Origin of the sequence: Mycolicibacterium sp. 624, from assembly GCF_040548615.1 — a bacterium.
GTDB lineage: Bacteria > Actinomycetota > Actinomycetes > Mycobacteriales > Mycobacteriaceae > Mycobacterium.
In genome coordinates this window covers 264,277-279,482 of record NZ_JBEPRZ010000003.1, presented here as the reverse complement: position 1 = coordinate 279,482, position 15,206 = coordinate 264,277, and the positions used below count along the sequence as shown (strand labels likewise).

Below are 15,206 nucleotides of genomic sequence, written 5' to 3'. Positions count from 1 at the left end.
TACGGAATCGAGACTAGAACCTGTTCCAATTCAGTGGCTCAGCACGCATACTGCGTTTCATCCCTAGGAGGAGGCAACGTATGGCGATCCGCGTCGCACTCATCGGCACCGGCAATTGTGGCAGCCTCGCGTTACGGCAATTGGTGACCGATTCCCGCTTCGAGCTGACGGGCGTCTGGGTGTCGTCTGAGGCGAAGGTGGGCAAGGACGCGGGCGATCTCGCGGGCCTCGAGATCTCCACCGGCGTACGCGCCGTCAACGACCTCGACGCCATCGTGGCGGCCAAACCCGACTGCGTCGTGTACTGCGCCATGGGCGATGTCCGCCTGCCCGCGGCCATGGCCGACATCAGGTGTTTTCTCGAGGCGGGTATCGACGTCGTCGGCTCGGCTCCCGGCGTCCTCCAGTACCCGTGGCAGGTCATCCCGGACAAGTACATCGAACGCGTCGAGGCGTCTGCACGACAAGGCGATTCGAGTGTGTTCATCACCGGCGTCGACCCCGGCTTCATGACCGACCTGGTGCCCTTTGCGCTGGCCGGCACGTGCCAGAGCATCCAGCAGATCCGCACCATGGAGATCGCCGACTACGCCACCTACGACGGTGCGACGGTGATGTTCGACGTCATGGGCTTCGGCAATCAGATCGGTGACTTCCCGATGCTGTTCCAGCCTGGTGTGCTCAGCATCGCCTGGGGCACGGCCATCCGGGCGCTCGCGGCGGGCCTCGGCGTCGAGGTCGACGAGATTCGGGACTCCGTGGAACAGGAACCCGCGCCCGAGGACCTCGACGTCGCCGTGGGGCGGATCGCCAAGGGAACGGTCGCGGCGCTGCGCTTTCAGATCGAGGGGCTGGTCAAGGGTGAGCCGGTGATCGTGGTGGAGCACGTGACCCGCCTGCGCGGTGACCTCCGCCCCGACTGGGCCCAGCCGGCGCAGGAGGGTGGCTCCTACCGCGTCGAGATCGTCGGCGAACCGTCGTACGTGGTGGACGTCTGCCCAACCAGTCGCAACGGCGACCACAACTACGCGGCGATCCTTGCTGCTGCGGGACGGATCGTGAACGCGATTCCGGACGTCATCGCCGCCGCACCCGGTATCCGCACCACCCTGGATCTGCCGCTGGTCACCGGCAGGGGTGTCTACTCGGGCGCCTAGCTGGCGGCGCGGAGACCCACGTCGCTCCACTCCATGTGGACGCGGGTGCCCTCGTCGGTGGTATCGATCGACGCGTGGTCCGATAGCGCCGCGATCAGCGGAAGGCCCCGCCCGCGACTGAGACTTCGAGGTGATTGCGTACTGCGCCACGCGCCGTGGTCGGACACGGTGACGACCAGCTTGAACTTCGCCGGGTCGTAGCGCGCCTGGATGTCCATGGTGCCCGCGCCGTCCGTGCCCACGTACGCGAATTCGGCACTGTTGGCGAGCGCCTCATAGACGGCCAGGACGAGATCGTTGAACCGCGCGGCATCGAGATCGAAGAAGTGTCCCAGCCAGGAGGCGAACGCACGTCGCGTCTGAGTGGCCGCGCGTGCGTCCGCGATGACGCCGATCCGCTCGAAGCGCTCAGCGTCTGCGACGTCGGTGATGGGCATTGAATAGATCATGGCAGCGGTTGCCTACCCGATTGGCGTGCGCTGTAAGCGTGTCGCGCAGCTGGATTTATGACTGCAGTGCGGCGAGTGCCTCATCGAGCGTGGCGTACAGCGGCACGATATCCGCGATTCCCACCAGTTTGAGGGGTCGGCTGGTGGCCGGACCCTCGGCGACGACACAGAAGTTGGTGGTCGAACCGACCTCGTCATGAGTCGCGACGATCACACCCATACCTGCTGAGGCCAGGAACTCGACCGCGGTCAGGTCTACGACCAGTGCCGTCGGCTTCGTCGCCACGGCCGCACGGATCGCCGCCTCGAGTTGCGGGGCGGTCAGCATGTCGACCACACCTGCGGGGGCGACCACGGCCACCTCACCAACACGCCGCTCGCTGACCTCACACGTCGATGCCGACGAGGAGGTCGCTTCCGCGGCCGCTGCTTCGCGTTGTTCGTCCAATGCCCAACTTTCCTTTTCGGCCGCACCGCTGGCTGCGATATCGGCACCACTTTCATGCTCGCGAGGCTTCAGGCTGAACCTGGCAAGAACAAAAACTGCCGGTCTCGAACCTAGCCGATGGAGGCGCCAAAGCGTTGATCGGCCGCCAAACGACACTCATCGGCCACGGTTCGGCCACGGTCGCGGCGGCGAACGTCGGGCCTCGATGCTCCAATGGAGGAGATGACCCCGCAAGAACACCTGTCGCAGATCGCGGCGAGCCCATCAGATGCCGCGGTCGGAGCGTTCTTCGACCTCGACGGTACGTTGGTGCCCGGATTCACCGCGACCGTGCACGCCGGGCACCGCATCCGCAGACGTCAGGCCGGAATCGGCGAGATGCTCGGGGTGATCGAGGCGGCCCTGCGGTACCGGCTCGGACGCATGGAGTTCGAGCGGCTCATCGTTCGTGCAGCGGGATATCTGCGCGGAGAGTCGGCCGACGAGCTCGCGGAAACCGGCGAGTACCTGTTCCGGAGTCACATCGAGGACCGAGTCTTCGATGTGATGCGGGACATCGTTGCCGCCCACCAGGAGCGCGGCCACACGGTGGCGCTCAGTTCGTCCGCGCTCACCATGCATGTCGAGCCCGTCGCCCGCCACCTGGGCATCGAGCACGTCATCTGCAACCAGTTCGCCGTCGACGACCGGGGCCTGCTGACCGGCGGGATCGTGGCGCCCATCGTGTGGGGCGCACGCAAGGCCTCGGCTGTGCGTCACTTCTGCGCGGACAACGACGTGACCCTGCAGCGGAGCTACTTCTACGCCGACGGCGATGAGGACATTGCGCTGATGCGCGAGGTGGGTCTGCCCCGGCCGGTCAACCCCCGGTCCGGGCTGGCCGCCGAGGCGGGCAGGCTCGGTTGGCCGGTACTGAACCTCACCGGGCGGGGCGGTCGGCGGCTGTTTGGGCGTCGATGATCGCGCGCACGGTGCGCCGGCACCTGCCGCACTCCGAACCGGCGCCGCACGCATCGGCTATGTCCTTGGACGTCCGTGCGCCTGCGCACACGGCGTCGGCGACGGCTTGGTTGGTGATGCCCGCGCACAGGCACACATACATCAGGACCCGCCCGTTGAGTCCCGCTCGGCGATCTGCAGTACCCGCCGCAACCTGCCGACGAACACCGGTGGGTAAGCCCCGATGCCGGCCTTGCCCAACCACTCCGAGGACAGGTCGGTGTCGCGCAGCCAGTGTCGGGCATGGCTCTCATCGTCGATCCGGAACACCATCATGGCTTCATGAGGGTTGTCAAAGGCGCTGAACACCAAGAGATTTCGCACTCCGGCCGCCCGCAGGTCATCGAGCGTGGCGTGAATGTGCGCGATCAGCGCGGTGATGTCCTCGATGGGCGTGACAACCGAAACCATGGTCTCCGGCGCGGAGGGGTTGGTCTCGCCGACCAGGTCGACGCTGTCGACCACCTCACCCGCGAACAGCGCCGGAATGTCCTCGACTCCGACGGCGTCGAACCAGTCGAAGAACACCCGTGACCGCAGGAGTTCGAGCACGGTGTCACGCGTGTGGATGGCCATGATCACCATCACCCGCTCCGGGTCGCTGGTCGACGTGTACACCAGCACGTGGTGTGCGCCCAGTTCGGCGAGCATGTCCTGCCGTCGCTCGAGAAGCGGCGCCACCCGGTCAGGGTCGGGGATGCGGTAGTCCGAGGAGACAACGAGCGAGTGGTTGAGCCAATGCATCACGGCCTGCATTCCTTCGGCGACACGATCATCTGGCTAGCGACGATCGCAAAAACGGTAGTGGGCTTACCTGCCGGTGTCGAGTGTCGACACTCACCGGCGGGACGGCGTCATCTGTTCCCGAGTCGCACGTGGTCTACTAAACTAGAACACGTTTCACTTTTCCCGTCGCTGACGCCCCACCTAGGAGCTGGCATGCATACTTCCCTCTGCGATCAACTCGGCATCGAGTTTCCGATTTTCGCCTTCACGCACTGCCGTGACGTCGTGGTAGCCGTCAGCAAGGCCGGCGGCTTCGGCGTGCTCGGCGCGGTCGGCTTCACCCCCGAGCAGCTCGAGATCGAGCTGAACTGGATCGATGAGCACATCGGTGACCACAACTACGGCGTCGATATCGTCGTCCCCAACAAGTACGAGGGCATGGACTCGAACCTGTCCGCCGACGAGTTGGGCAAGATGCTCGCGGACATGGTGCCCCAGGAGCACCTCGACTTCGCCAAGAAGATCCTCCTCGATCACGGTGTGCCGCTCACCGCGGAGGACAACGAGAGCACGTTGCGCCTGCTCGGCTGGACCGAGGCGACGGCCACCCCGCAGGTCGAGATCGCCCTCAAGCACCCCAAGATGACGCTGATCGCCAACGCACTCGGCACTCCCCCCGTCGACATGATCGAGCACATCCACGCTGAGGGCCGCAAGGTCGCCGCGCTGTGCGGGTCGCCGAGCCAGGCGCGCAAGCACGCCGACGCGGGCGTCGACATCATCATCGCCCAAGGTGGCGAGGCCGGCGGGCACGCAGGCGAGGTCGGCTCCATCGTGCTGTGGCCCCAGGTGGTCAAGGAGGTCGCCCCCATTCCGGTGCTCGCCGCGGGTGGTATCGGCAGCGGACAGCAGATTGCCGCGGCTTTGGCACTCGGCGCCCAGGGCGCGTGGACGGGTTCGCAGTGGCTCATGGTGGAGGAGGCCGAGAACACCCAGGCGCAGCAGGCCGCGTACATCAAGGCCGGCAGTCGCGACACCGTGCGCAGCCGCTCGTTCACCGGCAAGCCGGCCCGCATGCTGCGCAATGACTGGACCGACGCCTGGGAGAACCCGGACAACCCGAAGCCGCTCGGCATGCCGCTTCAGTTCATGGTCTCCGGGCTCGCCGTCTCCGCGACGCACAAGTACCCCGACGAGACGGTCGACGTCGCGTTCAACCCGGTTGGCCAGGTCGTCGGTCAATTCCATAAGGTCGAGAAGACCTCCGCCGTGATCGAGCGATGGGTACAGGAGTACCTCGAGGCGACGACCACACTGAACGACCTCAACGAGGCAGCCAGCACCTAGCCCGCTCCCCCGCAGTCGAGACCCACGAAATGGCTGCGTGAACCTCGGTTCACGCAGCCATTTCGTCGCTTTGGGGCGCCATTCGACCGTCGATTATGTAAGGTGACATACATAGTCGACCGGTGAAGGGATTCTCGACGTGGTCACGCCCCGCGAACGGATGGTCATCTCGACAGCGCTGCTGATCCGCGAACGCGGCGCTCACTCGACGGCGATCGCCAATGTTCTCGAACACAGCGGCGCGCCCCGCGGGTCGGCCTACCACTACTTCCCCGGTGGCCGAACGCAGCTGCTGTGCGAGGCCGTCGACTACGCCGCAGACTTCACGTCAAACCGAATCGCGAGTGCCGCAAGTAGTCTCGAGGCGATCGACCACATCGTTGACGGGTTCCGGACGCAGCTGGTGGAGTCCGACTACCGGGCCGGCTGCCCCGTCGTCGCCGTCGCGGTGGAAGCAGACAACCCCGAGGTCATCGAGCGCGCCGCAGCCGCGTTCACCCGGTGGACGGGCCTGATCGCCGACCGGCTGACACACGACGGTGTCGCGACGGACCGCGCCGACGAGCTCGCGATGCTGTTCATGTCATCGATCGAGGGCGCAATCGTCGTCGCCCGCTCCACTCGTGACGTCAAACCCCTCGAGATCGTCCATCGGCACCTGCGCGCCACAGTGGCGGCAGAGTTCAAGGAGTCCCGACCATGACCACTGACTGGCAGCCGACCGCCTGCATCCTGTGTGAGTGCAACTGCGGAATCATCGTTCAGATTGAGGACCGCTCCATCGCCAAGATTCGCGGCGACAAGGACCATCCCGCGTCGCAGGGTTACACCTGCAACAAGGCGTTGCGGATCGACCACTACCAGAACAACCGCAACCGTCTGACGTCGCCGCTGCGTCGTCGCGATGACGGCACATATGAGGAGATCGACTGGGACACAGCGATCGCCGAGATCGCCGCGGGGTTCAGTAGAATCCGCGATGAGCACGGCGGCGACAAGATCTTCTATTACGGCGGCGGCGGTCAGGGTAACCACCTCGGCGGTGCTTACAGCGGCGCGTTCCTCAAGGCGATCGGATCCCGCTACCGCTCGAATGCGTTGGCCCAGGAGAAGACTGGCGAGTTCCTCGTGGACTCTCACCTCTACGGTGGGCACACGCGGGGTGAGTTCGAGCATGCCGAGGTGTCGGTCTTCGTCGGCAAGAACCCCTGGATGTCGCAGAGCTTCCCCCGCGCGAGGGTGGTGCTCAACGAGATCGCGAAGGACCCGCGCCGGTCCATGATTGTCATCGACCCGGTCATCACCGACACGGCGAAGCTGGCGGACTTCCACCTGCGTGTGCGGCCCGGCACCGACGCGTGGTGTCTTGCCGCCCTCGCCGCGGTGCTGGTGACCGAGAACCTGTGCGATGAGGCGTTCCTGGACGCGCACGTGACGGGCGCGGATGCCGTGCGCGCCGTGCTGCGTGAGGTGTCCATCGCGGACTACGCGCGGGAGTGCGGTGTCGAGGAGGAGTTGATTCGGGCCGCCGCCCGCCGGATCGCCGCCGCCGCCAGCGTGTCGGTGTTCGAGGATCTGGGCATCCAGCAGGCGCCCAACAGCACGGTGTGCTCCTACCTCAACAAGATGCTGTGGATCCTCACCGGGAACTTCGCCAAACGCGGTGGACAGCACCTCCACTCGTCGTTCGCGCCGCTGTTCAGCAGCGGAGGTGTCGGACGAACACCCGTCACGGGGGCGCCCATCATCGCGGGACTGGTCCCGAGCAATGTTGTGCCGCAGGAGATCCTCACGGACCACCCGGACCGTTTCCGCGCGATGATCGTCGAGAGCAGCAATCCGGCCCATTCGGTGGCAGATTCGGCGGCCGTGCGTGAAGCGCTGCAATCGCTGGAGCTATTGGTGGTCATCGATGTCGCGATGACCGAGACGGCGCGCCTCGCCGACTACGTCCTTCCCGCGGCGAGCCAGTTCGAGAAGCCCGAGGCGACATTCTTCAATCTCGAGTTCCCGCACAACACCTTCCACCTCCGGCACCCCGTGCTTGACCCGTTACCGGGAACCCTCGCCGAGCCGGAGATCTGGGCCCGGCTGGTCCGTGCCCTCGGCGTCGTCAGCGACGAGGAGCTCCGACCGCTGCGCGCCGCTGCCGAGCGCGGTCTGGAGGCGTACACCGAGGCCTTCCTCGTCGCGGTCAGCGGCAACCCGGCACTGGGTCGGGTGCTTCCGTTCGTGCTCTACGAGACGCTGGGGCCGAGCCTTCCCGACGGGCTTGCGGGAGCGGCGGCGCTGTGGGGACTAGCCCAGAAGGCGGCGATGACGTACCCCGCCGCGGTGCAGCGCGCCGGGCATGCCGACGGTAACGCGCTGTTCGAGGCCATTCTGAAGAGTCGTTCCGGCGTGATGTTCACCGAGCACGAGTATGAGGACGACTTCGCGTTGATCACGCACGCCGATCGCCGTATCGCGCTCGAGATGCCCGATATGTTGGCCGAGGTCGCGGCGCTTCGTACCGCGGCGTCGGTCCTGACCACGGGCGAGTTCCCGATGGTCCTCTCGGCCGGCGAGCGCCGCGCCTACACCGCCAACGACATCCTGCGGGACCCGTCCTGGCGCAAGCGCGACACCGACGGGGCGCTACGGATCAGCAGCACCGACGCTGCCATGTTGGGCCTGGTCGACGGCGGTCGGGCGCGAGTCACCACCGCTGGGGGTTCAGCGGTGGCCACCGTTGAGGTGACCGACGTGATGTTGCCGGGCCACGTGTCGCTGCCCAACGGCTACGGCTTGGACCACGTTGACGCAGAGGGGCACTCACACACGCCGGGTGTCGCGCCGAACGCTCTGACGTCAACGGGTTGGCGTGACGCGTACGCCGGGACACCATGGCACAAGCACGTGCCAGCCAGGATCGAAGCCGCCACCGCGCGCTGACCGACGTCAGGGCACCATCGCGCGGGTTGTGTCAGAACCGTCGCGTGAACACAATGGAGTTCTGCGGTTCCGCACAGCGGAGGGGGTGCCCGATGGTGTTCATCGTGTTCGGTATCGCCGTCATCGCGCTGCTGGCGCTGGTTGTAGCCATCGTGTTCGGAAGCATTGTCTCGGGGTGGATCGCCATCTGGGTCAGCGCAGTTGGCCTCGTGCTGCTTCTCGTCGACGGACTGCGTCACTACGAGAGAGAGGATGCCCAACAGGATGTGGAGATCGCACCGTCGCCCCGGTTGGACGTCACTCCGCCGGACAATGAGGCCCCCAGCACTGCACCGGAACCCACGGATGACGTAGTGCAGTTGCATCCGGACATCTGGCCGCCCGAACATGCCATGCACGAGGCACCGGGCGACGACAGTCGGCTCGAGCCGCGACGCGCGCGCGAGGGAGAATCGCTGCATCCCGACATCTGGCCGTGACGCCTTGCACAGATGCCTACAACACGCCGACCGATGACGTTATCCATCGCAGCGGATCGGTACAGCGAAAGGGCGTGATACCCCGAGAACTCACCCGGTCACCCGCGTGCGGCTGCCCCAGCGCCGAGACGACAAAGTAGCGGTACGTCAATTGCATCGCAGCGGAATGGCTTTCGATCGCGGTGACGATCGACCTCGCATGCAGTCGGAGTAGCAGGCTGCGCACCTCCTCGTGCAACAGCTCTCCGTCGTTGTCGTCGTAGTGGGTGGCCGCCGAGTTCTCTCGCAGGTACGCGGCGCCGGCATTCGACATGATCTGGCTCCACTCCGATCCCTCCACCTCGCCGAGCGCTCGCAATGCGTCGAACTTCGAGAGGACGACCGCGAGCCTCGGCCGGCCCGCACCGATGGCGAGCAGTACGTTGCTCAGCAGCGCCCGGGGGTCTCCTGCGCTGTAGGACTGGGCGGGCAGCAGATCCTGCAGCTGATCGCGAATGTCCTTGACCCGTATCGGATCTAACATGAAGAACACGGCGTCGGCGTTGGCGAAGTACCGGAACTGCGGTGACTGCATGTCACCGGACTCCAGGTCCTCACCGGCGATGTCACGGATGACCAGAAATCGTCGTACCCCATCTCGGATACCAAAGCTGAATATCAATGGAAGGCGCTGGTTGGGTGCCTGGATCTGGAACGTCGGCGTCGGCGGAACCATGCCGCGCAGGTCGTAGAGCGGCTGCTCGTAGTTCAACGCATACGCGTCGGCACTGACCCGGGTGGCGGGCTCCATCGAGACACCGAGGCCTTCGCACAGCATCTGCATCTGCCTGATCAACACCGCCAGGTAGGTGCTCTTGCCGGTGGACGGGGTTCCGGCCATGGCGATGCAGATGGCATGGCCTTGTCGCCAACCGTCGGGCAGTACGAAGTGGCATACCGGACAAATCTCCACCACTGGTGCCGCCAATGCCGCGGCGGCATCGGAGACCGACAGCAGCGGGCCGCGGAAGCCCGGGGGTCTGGTCACGCTGTAGATCGGTCCGGACTCAGAGTCGGCGCCGGCGAATGCGGAGGCCACTGGATCGATGTACCGTTGCCCGCCGGCGAGCGGCGACACCGACCACGCGTACTGGTCGTCGTGCAAATCGGAGAAGCACCGCGGGCACTTGTTCATCGCAACGCACGCACCAGTGACGATGTGATCCTATCCAGCTCGGACGAGTTCGCGAGCAGCTCGATGTCACTCTGCAGCCCGGGGGGCGGGGGTGACATGCGTACGCAGCGTTTGTCGAGTAGTGGGCTCTCGGTGAGTGCCATAACGACGCACCGCTGCACTGTGATTCGGGTCGGAAAGTCGGTGCACGCAACAATGCGGCCGCTGGTGTGTGGCAGGAGCGACCAGCGCGCGCCTGCGCTCCATCGCGGTGTGGCATGGCTGACCGCCGCGGCTAGCTGGGCGGCCGTGCCACACATCACCGGGACGGGTTCGGCACCGACGAATATCGCCGATACGTCGTTGATCCCGACGGCGGCGGCGACACCGACGATGACATCGACGGCAGCAGCGGCCCCGCCGCCTGCGAACGTGGCCAGCATCGAGGCCGACGTGTCCAGCGCCACCAGCACAGGGCCGCGAGCCGCGCGGCGCTTGCCGTCAAGGACTCTCCGCGCCGACGTGCGTGCCGCTGACCCCAACGGACTCATCGGGGTGTCCACGCCCGCTGCGGCCGAGACCAGGACCCCAGCACCGTGCGGGATGAGCCTGGCCAGCTCCACGGCCGAATCGCCGGTCACATCAACAGGATCGAATAGCACCTGCACCGGGTCGAGGTCGGTGGCGGTGTCGTGTCCGATGGCGAGGCTGACTTGGGTTCCCGGCGCGAAGAGGCTTGCCCCTGCGGCGGGGACGACGGTGACCGATACCGGTCCGCTCACCCGCGGCAACACAGCCAGGTGCGAATTGGGTTGCATCGTCACCTGGTCGTCGCTCGCGCGTATCACCAGCGAGGCGCCCCGAACAGAGCCGCTGACCGACACTGTCAGCGCCTGGTCCGGAATCTCCACGGAGCGGTTGCGGGGGCCCAACACATAGATCGGCATCAGATCGGCGATCCTGTCAGTCGCAACGTCGACACCGGCGGATCGAGCAACGCCAGCCGGCGCAGCCGCTTCGGGTCGCCGAGATTGGCGAATAGCCGGATCCATCCCGTGCGGTAACGGACATCACCCACCCACAGTTCGCCGCAGCCGTACGCGGTTATCGACGAGTATCGGATCTCCTTCGATGGCGGTGAGACGTACTCTCCCCGCTCGTTCACCGGGGCAACATCGACTGGCTGACCATCGTTGACGCTCAGTGGAATCCGGTCAGGATTGTGCACGAGCACGAACGGCGGTGAACCCCTGACGTCCACTTCGGCCCGCACCGCCAGGGCAGCGGTCATCGGCCAACCTGCCGAGTCCCGTCCGATCTGCACCGAATACCACAGCCGTAGCAGTCCGTCGTAGATGATGCTGGTGACATCTCCGAGGACACGCCGACCCGCCGAGAAGGCGACAGCGGCGAGGTGCAGCGAGCAGCCGCCCGGAGGCAACTCACCGGTGAACTGCATGCCGCCGTATCGCTCGTAGTCCTCCAGCGTGATCTCGTAGGAGCGACCGCTCAGCCCGGTGCGAGGATCGTGCGCCTTTCCTGCCAGATGGACGATGACGGCCGCCGCGCCATCCGGCCATCCGAATGTCAGCACCTGCTTGTTGCAGTACTCGATGAGCGCGACATCGCGGATCGGCGCGGTTCGCACAATCGACGCCGTCTTGCCGAGTCTGGCCCGCCCGCCCACCAACGTCACCGGGGTGAAGTAGGCGCGGCTCCAGTCGTGCGGCCACGGCACGCCGGTTATCACCGCCCGCGGGCGAGCGTGCGCATCCACCTCCTGTGAGACCGGGTGCGTCAGCCGGTGTTCGGGATGCAGGCCAGCCTGCTCCATCGCCCTCTCGGGCATCTCGTCTGCTTCCGCGCCCGCTCGGGGGCCGACTGCGGTGCGGAATATCGCGACCCGTCCTCCGGGTGGTGGCGTCCACGCCAGGTCGACTGTTACCGGGTCGCTGGCACGCACGGTCAGCGAGAGGTCGGCAACAGGGATGAGCAGAGTCGTGACGGCGACCTCTGCCTCGGTGGCCTCCGAGAGGCGGCCGACTCCGTCGACGATCACCTCGCAACGGGCCCGATATATGTACCGGCGCCCGCCTTCGGCTTCGGCGTCGACGAATCCCCCGAGGTTCTCCTCACCCGCCAGAATGCGATAGTGCGGTCCACCCAGGGCGGACTCGTCGAACGGGATTCGTTCGACGTGCACCGTCCGTACGCCGGGAAAGACAGTCCACTGCCCGATCACGCGACCGAAGTCATCCCGCACCGCCATCCCGCACACGCCAGCCACCACCAGTCCAGTCGCGTGCATACGTGGTTGTGCAGCAAGGGCCTCCTCGCGCGTGGTGCCCGCGTTGACCCATACCTGGTAGTGACGCACGGCGGCGGCTGCCTCGCGTTCGTCCACGGTCTCCGCTGAGATGGTGGCGGCCACCATGTGTGCCCGATCCGGGGAGTACGGCGCCTCCTCCTCGCTGCTGACCACGCGATACACGACGAACGGCGCCTCGTACGTTGGCCACGAGAGTTCGAGAGTTCCGTCGCCGCCGCGCCGCAGCGCGATCGGCGCTGGGGCGCCACCCTGGCCGATGGGCGTGTAGTGGGCGAATTCCTCTGGAGCAAACGATATTTCGCCTGAGCGCACCGGAGCACCGTCGCCGGGAACCTCGGCGAGCACTAGCGCCATCGCGTCGGCGTGCTCGCCCACCGGGTCGGGCAGCATCATCCGGATCTGTTCGGCGTCGGTGCGGCCGGACCGCAGCACCATCCTCACATGTGCCTCTTTGAAGGCCTGCGCCGACACCGCGCCCGACGCGATCAGCTGTTGGCGCCATGCCAGCAGCCCCGCCAAGCGGGGATCGTTGTCATCGCTTTCGATCGCGTTTGGCTCGGACATCGTTAGAAGACCAGATCACCAGAGCCGGGCGGCGATTCATTGTCAACAGACGACATCGTCTGCGGCGGAGCGAACACGGCGAAGTCGTAGGACGGCAAACCCTCACTGGCCTGGATCACCGCAGCGCGGTACCCGAGTCCGCGCCGTAACACCATCCCCTCATCGATCGCCACCGCGGAACTGCTGGCAGTTTGTGCAGCGTGAGTGAACAGCGACGCGTCGAACGGAGCCCCCCGTCCTGTATGGCGTTCGATCATCCCGTCGCCGAACTCGGCGGCCGACACCCGCGCGCCGTCGGCTTGCACGACCGTGTCGACCAACCCCTCTCCGATGCCAACGGCAGGGTCATCGAAGAGCTGCTGCACTCGACGCCAAAGGACTTCGGCCCCACTGGGCGCCACCTGTCCCTTGGCGAGCGCACGCGACCAGTGATCCAGCGCCGAACCGCTGCCCGCCCCGGGCATGGCAAGCACATCGGCCTGCCCGGTCCGCACGTCAGCGGCCACGGCGGCGAGCAGCTGCTCCCACGGGCGCGTCAGCCAGCCAAGCCGGTACAGCCGCTGTTGGATTCGGTGCGTCGTATCGCCGTGATCGTCGCCGTGCGCCGCCACCGCCACCTGCGTCGAGCGGGGCAGGCCCTGGATCAGCATCGTGCGCGCGCCGGTGGCAGGGACGACCGCGCCGAAGGGGGCACGCAAGAACGCACCGGAAGCCCTGCACCACGAAAGCAGCTGCCCATATGCCATCGACAGTCGACTCAGGTCGTCCAGCGCCGAACGCACATTGGTCTGCATCGCCTCGAGCTGGCTGAGCGCAGACTTGCGCGAGTTCATCTCGGCAAACATGTCGCGCTGGGCCACCACGAACATCGCCAACGCCACCAACACGTATGTCGCCATCAGCGCACCGCCACACGTCAACGTGAACGACCAGCTCAACCAGCCGACTGCGGCGGCAATCGCCATCACCCCCAACGCAACGAACAGCGCCCAGCCGAAGGTCTTGAGAGCCAAGGCAATTGCTTGCTGCCGACGCCGGAGCCGCTCGTCGATCGACTGGGTGATGGACGCGGCGCGGATCTGCTCCACCAGCGTGGTCACCTCTGCGCGAGCCCGGCCCATGAAGTCGGCGAGTATCGCTGCCGTCTGCCATGCGTAGCTCTTGGAGACGACCTCCTGCCAGCGCTCCAACTCCGCAGCGGCGTGGCGGGCCTCGACTCCCGCGGCCTGGTCGGCGTAGGCACGTTCCAGCCGGTCCCGCAGGTCCGTCGCGGCCAGTACGTCGACAGGTTCCACCGAGTCCATTCCGATCACCGCTGCTAGCGACGCAGGGATCGCCGAGAACCTCTCCGAGGCGCCGGGCACCACATCCGCGCTTCTGCGAACCACCCCTACCCCGGCACCGACGCTCACCGGTTCGAGCCCGGCATCGCGGCGACCGCCATCAGCCAAAGTGAGTGCGCCGTTGATGAAGTCGGTCCAGAGCGAACTCAGATCGCGTCGGGCCCGGTGGCCGTCCTCTACCCCACCAAGCAGCTCGGTGCTCATCGCCTCAGCGCTGCTGCCGAGCTGCTCCCAGCCGGCGACTTGAGTGTCGGCGACAACCGCGAACGCCGAGCCGGTGCGCCCGAACATCGTGCTCTGCACGGTCGCGGCGACCGCGGAAGACACCGATCCGAGCATCGACGACATCCAAGCCGACGGCGCGCGGCGCAGTGCCATACCGAGAAAGCGCAAGAACATCTTCAGCGCCTCCCAGATGGAAATCGTCTGTGGAGCTGGGCTTTCCAACGGGATCCGAGGTCCGCGCAGGACGTCGCGGCGTTTGGTCCACAGCGCTCGCGCCATCTTCCGCGCGGCGAGCTCCGCGTCGTCGATGTAGACCACCGGTACAGGCCCCCCGTTGGGCAACGGCAGCTGGCCGGCCCCGCCGAAAAGCTGTGCGCGCAGCTGGTCCTCCACTTCGGCCGAGTCGAGCTCGCGGTAGAAGCCGCGCACCGCGCGCACGGTCTGGCCGGGCACGATCTCGACGGTGTCGAACGGAGTGGCCTCGATGCCGGTCCACATCCCGGCGGTCCCGCAGATCACCGGGGCGACATGGCGGGCCAGCTCAAAGGGATCGTCAAGCGGGTCGATGATCACCGATCCCAATTCAGGCGACGGGGCGTCCTCCGGCACGATCAGCAGGTTGTGCCACCCCTCCAGCACCAGCGGTTGATCCTCATAAGCCGACCCGGCGTCGGCCGAGCCGGTCAGCAACAGCCGCAGCAGGGTGACCTCCGCGCCCACCGAGGCGCTCCGCACCACCCGCTCCACCGCCTGCTCGGCCGCGAGTGGCACTCGGTCCATCGCATGCGCCTGCACTGGCACCAGCACCGCGAGCCGGACCCGGCCGTAGCGCTTCCCGGTCAGCAGCCGCTGCAGCGAGACCACCTCAGAAGTCCCGTCCCGCACCAGTGTTGTCGGGACCGAGCTGCGGCCCACCTCGTTTGCATCGATCCACGCGAACGCGGTCAGCATTCCGGCCGCGCTGTAGTCGGCGAGCACGGCGAGAATCTCCTCGGTGGAGGCTCGAGGTGCGAGCAGGACAATCAGCGCCGGGAGACGGGCCGAAGCAGTCAT

At 66.5% G+C, this 15,206-nt stretch carries 14 protein-coding genes; 6 read left to right on the top strand and 8 right to left on the bottom strand.

Features of this window, described 5'->3' with window-relative positions; translation table 11 throughout:
* The first annotated feature begins 80 nt into the window (after positions 1–80).
* Positions 81–1,157, top strand: coding sequence for an NAD(P)H-dependent amine dehydrogenase family protein (locus ABIA65_RS14215; RefSeq protein ID WP_241405232.1), 1,077 nt, complete (start codon positions 81–83; stop codon positions 1,155–1,157).
* On the opposite strand, the gene ABIA65_RS14210 is transcribed toward ABIA65_RS14215, so the two are convergent.
* Together ABIA65_RS14210 and ABIA65_RS14205 are read right to left on the bottom strand one after the other, a co-directional pair.
* Positions 1,154–1,594 carry an ATP-binding protein gene (locus tag ABIA65_RS14210; RefSeq protein WP_354523934.1) on the bottom strand — a complete coding sequence of 147 codons (441 nt, stop codon included), beginning with the start codon at positions 1,592–1,594 and terminating at the stop codon, positions 1,154–1,156. The two genes, ABIA65_RS14215 and ABIA65_RS14210, sit on opposite strands and share 4 nt — an antisense overlap.
* A gap of 67 nt (positions 1,595–1,661) precedes the next feature.
* Complete coding sequence (locus ABIA65_RS14205) at positions 1,662–2,054, bottom strand: STAS domain-containing protein (protein ID WP_241405231.1); 393 nt, start codon at positions 2,052–2,054, stop codon at positions 1,662–1,664.
* Positions 2,055–2,276: 222 nt separating this feature from the next.
* Between ABIA65_RS14205 and ABIA65_RS14200 the strand changes: the two genes are divergently transcribed.
* A complete protein-coding gene (locus ABIA65_RS14200; RefSeq protein ID WP_354523933.1) occupies positions 2,277–3,014 on the top strand; it encodes an HAD family hydrolase in 738 nt (245 codons plus the stop codon).
* Here ABIA65_RS14200 and ABIA65_RS14195 read toward each other — a convergent pair.
* A complete protein-coding gene (locus ABIA65_RS14195; protein WP_241405229.1) occupies positions 2,974–3,156 on the bottom strand; it encodes a (2Fe-2S)-binding protein in 183 nt (60 codons plus the stop codon). The genes ABIA65_RS14200 and ABIA65_RS14195 overlap by 41 nt on opposite strands.
* Positions 3,156–3,797: a fatty-acid--CoA ligase gene (locus tag ABIA65_RS14190; RefSeq protein ID WP_241405655.1), complete on the bottom strand. Its 642-nt coding sequence runs from the start codon at positions 3,795–3,797 to the stop codon at positions 3,156–3,158. Before ABIA65_RS14190 ends, ABIA65_RS14195 begins: the two co-directional genes overlap by 1 nt.
* 195 nt (positions 3,798–3,992) lie before the next feature.
* Here ABIA65_RS14190 and ABIA65_RS14185 point away from each other — a divergent pair, with 195 nt between their 5' ends.
* From ABIA65_RS14185 to ABIA65_RS14170, 4 genes are all read left to right on the top strand, one after another.
* Positions 3,993–5,126, top strand: coding sequence for a nitronate monooxygenase (locus ABIA65_RS14185; RefSeq protein WP_241405228.1), 1,134 nt, complete (start codon positions 3,993–3,995; stop codon positions 5,124–5,126).
* 139 nt (positions 5,127–5,265) lie between these two features.
* Positions 5,266–5,829 carry a TetR/AcrR family transcriptional regulator gene (locus tag ABIA65_RS14180; RefSeq protein WP_354523932.1) on the top strand — a complete coding sequence of 188 codons (564 nt, stop codon included), beginning with the start codon at positions 5,266–5,268 and terminating at the stop codon, positions 5,827–5,829.
* Complete coding sequence (locus ABIA65_RS14175) at positions 5,826–8,060, top strand: molybdopterin-dependent oxidoreductase (protein ID WP_354523931.1); 2,235 nt, start codon at positions 5,826–5,828, stop codon at positions 8,058–8,060. Before ABIA65_RS14180 ends, ABIA65_RS14175 begins: the two co-directional genes overlap by 4 nt.
* Positions 8,061–8,152: 92 nt before the next feature.
* Positions 8,153–8,539: a hypothetical protein gene (locus ABIA65_RS14170; protein ID WP_354523930.1), complete on the top strand. Its 387-nt coding sequence runs from the start codon at positions 8,153–8,155 to the stop codon at positions 8,537–8,539.
* Between the two features lie 16 nt (positions 8,540–8,555).
* On the opposite strand, the gene ABIA65_RS14165 is transcribed toward ABIA65_RS14170, so the two are convergent.
* Genes ABIA65_RS14165 through ABIA65_RS14150 form a run of 4 tightly spaced genes read right to left on the bottom strand, consistent with a single transcriptional unit; the run spans position 8,556 to position 15,206 of the window.
* Entirely contained in the window at positions 8,556–9,713 is a 1,158-nt protein-coding gene (locus tag ABIA65_RS14165) for a TRAFAC clade GTPase domain-containing protein (RefSeq protein WP_354523929.1), read from the bottom strand.
* On the bottom strand, positions 9,710–10,639 hold the full coding sequence (locus ABIA65_RS14160) for a hypothetical protein (protein WP_354523928.1): 930 nt from the start codon (positions 10,637–10,639) through the stop codon (positions 9,710–9,712). Before ABIA65_RS14160 ends, ABIA65_RS14165 begins: the two co-directional genes overlap by 4 nt.
* Positions 10,639–12,585 (bottom strand): SaeA-related protein, encoded by a 1,947-nt coding sequence (locus ABIA65_RS14155; protein ID WP_354523927.1) that lies wholly within the window; start codon positions 12,583–12,585, stop codon positions 10,639–10,641. The genes ABIA65_RS14160 and ABIA65_RS14155 overlap by 1 nt, the downstream gene beginning before the upstream one ends.
* Positions 12,586–12,587: 2 nt before the next feature.
* A complete protein-coding gene (locus tag ABIA65_RS14150) occupies positions 12,588–15,206 on the bottom strand; it encodes a hypothetical protein (RefSeq protein WP_354523926.1) in 2,619 nt (872 codons plus the stop codon).

Bases quoted from the DNA above. Each gene is read 5' to 3' on its own strand.
- ABIA65_RS14200 (WP_354523933.1), top strand. From the start codon at position 2,277: ATGACCCCGCAAGAACACCTGTCGCAGATCGCGGCGAGCCCATCAGAT.
- ABIA65_RS14175 (WP_354523931.1), top strand. From the start codon at position 5,826: ATGACCACTGACTGGCAGCCGACCGCCTGCATCCTGTGTGAGTGCAAC.
- ABIA65_RS14210 (WP_354523934.1), bottom strand. From the start codon at position 1,594: ATGCCCATCACCGACGTCGCAGACGCTGAGCGCTTCGAGCGGATCGGC.
- ABIA65_RS14170 (WP_354523930.1), top strand. From the start codon at position 8,153: ATGGTGTTCATCGTGTTCGGTATCGCCGTCATCGCGCTGCTGGCGCTG.
- ABIA65_RS14165 (WP_354523929.1), bottom strand. From the start codon at position 9,713: ATGAACAAGTGCCCGCGGTGCTTCTCCGATTTGCACGACGACCAGTAC.
- ABIA65_RS14195 (WP_241405229.1), bottom strand. From the start codon at position 3,156: ATGTATGTGTGCCTGTGCGCGGGCATCACCAACCAAGCCGTCGCCGAC.
- ABIA65_RS14190 (WP_241405655.1), bottom strand. From the start codon at position 3,797: ATGCATTGGCTCAACCACTCGCTCGTTGTCTCCTCGGACTACCGCATC.
- ABIA65_RS14150 (WP_354523926.1), bottom strand. From the start codon at position 15,206: ATGACTGCTTCGGCCCGTCTCCCGGCGCTGATTGTCCTGCTCGCACCT.
- ABIA65_RS14215 (WP_241405232.1), top strand. From the start codon at position 81: ATGGCGATCCGCGTCGCACTCATCGGCACCGGCAATTGTGGCAGCCTC.
- ABIA65_RS14155 (WP_354523927.1), bottom strand. From the start codon at position 12,585: ATGTCCGAGCCAAACGCGATCGAAAGCGATGACAACGATCCCCGCTTG.
- ABIA65_RS14160 (WP_354523928.1), bottom strand. From the start codon at position 10,639: ATGCCGATCTATGTGTTGGGCCCCCGCAACCGCTCCGTGGAGATTCCG.
- ABIA65_RS14185 (WP_241405228.1), top strand. From the start codon at position 3,993: ATGCATACTTCCCTCTGCGATCAACTCGGCATCGAGTTTCCGATTTTC.